The sequence below is a fragment of the Neisseria sp. HMSC064D07 genome (assembly GCF_001837185.1).
Taxonomy (GTDB): Bacteria; Pseudomonadota; Gammaproteobacteria; order Burkholderiales; family Neisseriaceae; genus Neisseria; species Neisseria flavescens_C.
Window position 1 is genome coordinate 318857 of record NZ_KV831677.1, and the last position, 5318, is coordinate 324174.

Annotated in this window: 9 protein-coding genes and 1 pseudogene; 1 reads left to right on the forward strand and 9 read right to left on the reverse strand. The window is 41.7% G+C overall.

All coding sequences use genetic code 11. The features are described 5' to 3' along the window. Window positions 1–683, forward strand: a 683-nt coding sequence (gene ygiD, locus HMPREF2608_RS05690) for a 4,5-DOPA-extradiol-dioxygenase (protein ID WP_070826275.1), incomplete at its 5' end; no start/stop codon positions are given. Between the two features lie 277 nt (window positions 684–960). Here the strand turns inward: ygiD and HMPREF2608_RS05695 are convergent. From HMPREF2608_RS05695 to HMPREF2608_RS11555, 9 genes and pseudogenes are all read right to left on the reverse strand, one after another. Further along, on the reverse strand, window positions 961–1263 hold the full coding sequence (locus HMPREF2608_RS05695) for a TrbM/KikA/MpfK family conjugal transfer protein (RefSeq protein WP_070826276.1): 303 nt from the start codon (window positions 1261–1263) through the stop codon (window positions 961–963). Between the two features lie 67 nt (window positions 1264–1330). After that, window positions 1331–1858: a DUF4189 domain-containing protein gene (locus HMPREF2608_RS11065; RefSeq protein ID WP_083318783.1), complete on the reverse strand. Its 528-nt coding sequence runs from the start codon at window positions 1856–1858 to the stop codon at window positions 1331–1333. Between the two features lie 65 nt (window positions 1859–1923). Beyond that, window positions 1924–2481, reverse strand: coding sequence for a type IV secretion system protein (locus HMPREF2608_RS05705; RefSeq protein WP_283122292.1), 558 nt, complete (start codon window positions 2479–2481; stop codon window positions 1924–1926). A 90-nt stretch (window positions 2482–2571) separates the two neighbouring features. Further along, on the reverse strand, window positions 2572–2874 hold the full coding sequence (locus tag HMPREF2608_RS05710) for a TrbM/KikA/MpfK family conjugal transfer protein (RefSeq protein ID WP_070826278.1): 303 nt from the start codon (window positions 2872–2874) through the stop codon (window positions 2572–2574). 56 nt (window positions 2875–2930) lie between these two features. Then, window positions 2931–3458 (reverse strand): DUF4189 domain-containing protein, encoded by a 528-nt coding sequence (locus HMPREF2608_RS05715; RefSeq protein ID WP_070826279.1) that lies wholly within the window; start codon window positions 3456–3458, stop codon window positions 2931–2933. 58 nt (window positions 3459–3516) lie between these two features. Beyond that, window positions 3517–4083, reverse strand: a complete 567-nt coding sequence (locus HMPREF2608_RS05720) for a type IV secretion system protein (RefSeq protein WP_349267270.1) — start codon at window positions 4081–4083, stop codon at window positions 3517–3519. Between the two features lie 51 nt (window positions 4084–4134). Continuing rightward, window positions 4135–4437: a TrbM/KikA/MpfK family conjugal transfer protein gene (locus tag HMPREF2608_RS11070; protein ID WP_084824581.1), complete on the reverse strand. Its 303-nt coding sequence runs from the start codon at window positions 4435–4437 to the stop codon at window positions 4135–4137. A 74-nt stretch (window positions 4438–4511) separates the two neighbouring features. Then, window positions 4512–5039, reverse strand: coding sequence for a DUF4189 domain-containing protein (locus HMPREF2608_RS05725; protein WP_070826280.1), 528 nt, complete (start codon window positions 5037–5039; stop codon window positions 4512–4514). Between the two features lie 58 nt (window positions 5040–5097). Further along, window positions 5098–5318 (reverse strand): annotated as a pseudogene (locus tag HMPREF2608_RS11555) (hypothetical protein); the annotation flags it as partial.

Below are 5318 nucleotides of genomic sequence, written 5' to 3' on the forward strand. Positions count from 1 at the left end.
TTGCCAAACCAAAAGCTATTTTGATGATTTCAGCGCATTGGTACAGTAGCCGTTTACAGGTAACATCAGGTGAACACCCTGAAATGATTTACGATTTCTACGGTTTCCCTGATGAACTCAGTCAAGTGCAATATCCTGCGCCCGGTTCGCCTGAGTTGGCGGAGCAAGTGCGGTCATTATTACAGCCGGAAAATGTCGAGCTGAACCCAACGCGTGGTTTTGATCATGGGGCATGGGCGGTGTTGAAATTTCTCTATCCCGATGCCGATATTCCCGTGGTACAACTTAGCCTTAACCGTTTGCAATCGGCGGAATGGCATTTCAACTTGGCGAAAAAATTATCTGCCTTGCGAGAACAAGGCGTGCTGATTATCGGCAGCGGCAATATTGTGCATAATCTTAGGGCGTTAAGTTGGGAACATATTGACCAAATCGGTGCGGGTTATGACTGGGCGTTTGCTTTTCGTGAAACGGTCAATCAGGCAATTGCGACTCAGGATGATGAAACCTTGGTGCATTATGAGCAACTAGGCGAAAAAGCCGAGCTTTCCGTGCCAACGCCAGATCATTACTTGTCCTTGCTGTACATCATGGCATTACGCGAACTGCAAGATGAGGTTACGTTTTTCAACGATAAGCTGATTACAGGCTCGCTCAGTATGACCTCGGTTTTGGTGGGGTAAAAAGGGAAAAATCTGAACAAAATGAACCATTCTTTATTTGTTCGAGCCACTTTGCAGATGGTGTCAAGTTGTTTCAGACGGCATTTATGTCTATATAAAAGCTACAACCTATATCGGAAAAGATGAGATTAAGCCTGTAAGTTTTAATATAAACAATTTGGATAGAAAAAGTGGTTGGATTTTGAGGGCGATTTGAAAAGGCTTTGCAAATTGGCGGCTCTTTGTAAAAGAAAGGGTTATCTGAATTCTAGACGGCCTTTTCTTTAATGAGCAAAAATTACTTGATGATTGAATCAATAAAATCATCAAAACCAGAACGATCCTGAGCAGGGCATTTTTTTAGGAAATTGCGTCGTGCGGTAATCGTATCGTGTCCATGTTTATGCTTGATAGAGTGGAACTTTTTCAAAGCAGATTGACATTCAGATGGTTGAGATGCCGGATTGACCAAGCACATAAGCGCTTCGCAAGCCAAACGCTCGTCCCCCCCCATTTTCGGAGGATTGAGGGGATTGGCAGCCATAGCGGTAACTGAAGAAAAGCCCATTACCAAGGCAGTAATTGTTGAAATGAATTTCATAATTTACTCTGTTATTGAATGGAATTAGTAAAGGTAGATATCTGAAATTTCAGATGGCCTCTGTCTATTAAAATTTAGGCAATGAACAACCTTCATTGGCAACGATAGAACATTGAGAGCTTCCAGATGCGTGACATTTTCTCAAGGCAGATGGCTCGGCATCACCAGGGAAACGTTCCGTTCCATAGAAGGTTTTTACTTTTTTTCCCAATTTACCTTGAACAACGGCAATACAACCATTTCGTACACGAACACCTATCTTACATGGTTTATTTCTACCTCCTCGCTCACAGGTTTTAATGGCTTCTCTTTCTGCTTCCTCACGAGAATTCATATCAAGTGCGCCACCTGCAATACCAGTTTTAGGATTAAATGCCCAAGCACCGTATTTTGAAGGGACATCGATGTTGATAATTTGGGGTTGGGTAGAGCCGCTATTGGAAGACTGAGGTCTGCCGACATTATATATAATTTGCCGACCAGAGCTATCGATAATACGGCAGGTACCAGTTGCAGGTTGATATTCGCCTCCACAGCCATTTGCATAAACATTAAGACTTACTAGCCCTAATAATATAATGAGCAATTTTTTCATTTTAGGTCCAATCTTTTGTTAGATTTTTTGTCAATAGTCAATATATGGCAATCATAGAACTATTATTATGATTGATTTGGTCCTTTTCCAGGCTGACTTGCAGATTTTATAGCATCGGTGGTTGTGCTTCCAGGCTGATTTCCACCAGTCGTCCATACTGATTGTTGGACATTAGTTGGTGGAGTACTGTCAGAAGTTTTGGAGAAATTCTGCGTATTATAATTAGCCTGCTGCTGTTGATTATTCATCCCTGGCGGAGTAGCAGGTTGACCCGTTCCCCAACCCTGCATTGCATTGTATCCAGAGTATGTAGCCATCATGCCGTTAAACCAGGCACCTGCCATAGGCGGTACGGTGATCAGCAAGGTAGAGAGCATCAGGCCCAAGCCAAGCTGCTGGGTAACGGTCTGCATAATACCGCCGACGTTTCCGCCGGTCAGTGCCGAAGCAATATTGGATACTGCATCGGTAATGGCGATATTGCCTACTAGATCCATAGAGATTTCCGCCATGACGCCAAGCATCACGCTGGAAAAGATGGTTGCCAGTCCATAGTATAGCCATTTTTGAAACAGGGGTGCTGTTTTTTTGAACAGAAGGCATAAAATAAAGATGGGGCGCAAAGCCGATAAAGAGAGTCATGGCGATGAAAACTTCTTTGTAAAAGAAAAGGCCGTCTGAATATCAGACGGCCTTTCTTTAATGAGTAAAAATTACTTGATGATTGAATCAATAAAATCATCAAAACCAGAACGATCCTGAGCAGGGCATTTTTTTAGGAAATTGCGTCGTGCGGTAATCGTATCATGTCCATGTTTATGCTTGATAGAGTGAAACTTTTTCAAAGCAGATTGACACTCAGACGGCTGAGATGCCGGATTGACCAAGCACATAAGCGCCTCGCAAGCCAGCCGCTCATCACCACCCATCTGTGGAGGATTGAGGGGATTGGCAGCCATAGAGGTAACTGAAGAAAAGCCCATTACCAAGGCAGTAATTGTTGAAATGAATTTCATAATTTACTCTGTTATTTAATGAAATTTGAAAGGGAAGTGATTAAAATTGCAGATATTTAGTATCTAGGCAATGAGCACGCCTCCTGAGTAGTAATTCTGCACTGTGTTATTCCTGAGACTGCATGACATTGATTCAATGCATTAGCTTCAGCTCGTCCAAGGTCATCTACACCATAGAAAGTTTTCCATTTGCCTTTATGCCTACCCTGTGCGACAGCAAGACAGCCGTTTCTAACCCATACTGCAATTTTGCATGGGGCATTCCTACCTCCTTGTTCGCAGGTTTTAATAGCTTGTTTTTTGGCTGCCTCAAGAGAATCCATATCAAGTGCACCACCAGATAGACCTGTCTTCATATTGATAGCTAGTGCCAAATATTTTGAAGGAACATCGATGTTAACAATTTTCGTCTGAGCAGAACCGTTATTGGAAGATTGTGGTTTTCCAACATTATATAAAATCTGCCGACCTGAACTATCAATGATACGACAGGTTCCTGTCGCTGGCTGGTACTCTCCACCACAGCCATTGGCATAGACATTAAGGCTTGTTAGCCCAAATAATACAAAAAGTAATTTTCTCATTTTAAGAGTCCAATCTTTATATTTTTATTTAATCTTTTGTAAGTCTCAATCTAGAGAACTAGGATGGTGTATTTCCTTTACTAGGCTGGTTAGTCAGTTTTATGGCATCGGTGGTTGTACTCCCTGTCTGACCACCACCAGTTGTCCAGATTGGTTGCTGAAAACTATTTGATTGAGGGTTATTGGAGATCTCAGCTCTATTCTGTACATTATAACTAGCATGCTGCTGTTGATTATTCATCCCTGGCGGAGTAGCAGGTTGACCCGTTCCCCAACCCTGCATTGCATTGTATCCAGAGTATGTAGCCATCATGCCATTAAACCAGGCACCTGCCATAGGCGGTACGGTAATCAATAGGGTAGAGAGCATCAGACCCAAGCCCAGCTGTTGGGTAACTGTCTGCATAATACCGCCGACGTTTCCGCCGGTCAGTGCCGAAGCAATATTGGATACTGCATCGGTAATGGCGATATTGCCTACTAGATCCATAGAGATTTCCGCCATGACGCCAAGCATCACGCTGGAAAAGATGGTTGCCAGTCCATAGTATAGCCATTTTTGAAACAGGGGTGCTGTTTTTTTGAACAGAAGGCATAAAATAAAGATGGGGGAGAAACCGACTATTTACAAAAGGCCGTCTGAATATCAGACGGCCTTTTCTTTAATGAGCAAAAATTACTTGATGATTGAATCAATAAAATCATCAAAACCAGAACGATCCTGAGCAGGGCATTTTTTTAGGAAATTGCGTCGTGCGGTAATCGTATCATGTCCATGTTTATGCTTGATAGAGTGGAACTTTCTTAAAGCAGATTGGCACTCAGATGGTTGAGATGCCGGATTGACCAAGCACATAAGCGCTTCGCAAGCCAAACGCTCGTCCCCCCCCATTTTCGGAGGATTGAGGGGATTGGCAGCCATAGCGGTAACTGAAGAAAAGCCCATTACCAAGGCAGTAATTGTTGAAATGAATTTCATAATTTACTCTACTATATAAATGATAAATGAAATTTTAAGGTGAGATATCTGAAATTTTAGATTGATTATATCTCTTAAAAATGAGGTAGAGCACAACCTTCAGAAGTAGTAATTCTACACTGTGTCACGCCAGTTGCTTTATTACATTGATTTAATGCATTAGTTTCGCTACGTCCAGGGTCATCTACACCATAGAAGGTTTTCCATTTACCTTTATACTTACCCTGTGCAACTGCAAGACAGCCATTTCTTACCCATTTTGCAACTATACATGGGGCGTTTTTCCCACCTTGTTCACAGGTTTTAATAGCTAGTTTTTTGGCTGCTTCAAGTGAATCCATATCCATTGCACCAGCTGAAACACCAGTTTTCAGATTAATAGCCCATGCCAAATATTTTGAAGGAATATCAATATTAATAACTTTTGTCTGAGCGGAACTGTTATTGGAAGATTGGGGTTTCCCAACATTATACAAAATCTGCCGACCTGAACTGTCAATAATCCGACAAGTACCTGTTGCAGGTTGGTATTCTCCACCACAACCATTAGCATAGATATTTAAGCTTGTCAGCCCTAATAATATAAAAAGCAATTTTTTCATCTTAAGAGTCCAATTTATATATTTTCTTTAATCTTTTTTAACGTGCAATATAGAAATACTAGGATGGAGTATTTTCTTTACCAGACAGGTTTGTTAGTTTCATTGTATCAGTAGTTGTAGCTCCTGTTTGACTACCACCTGTTGTCCATGAGACATTATGATTACTATTATTTACATTATTGGTAGGGCTTTCAATTCTGTTCTGTGCTGCATAATTAACCTGTTGTTGATTATTCATTCCAGGTGGAGTAGCAGGTTGACCCGTTCCCCAACCCTGCA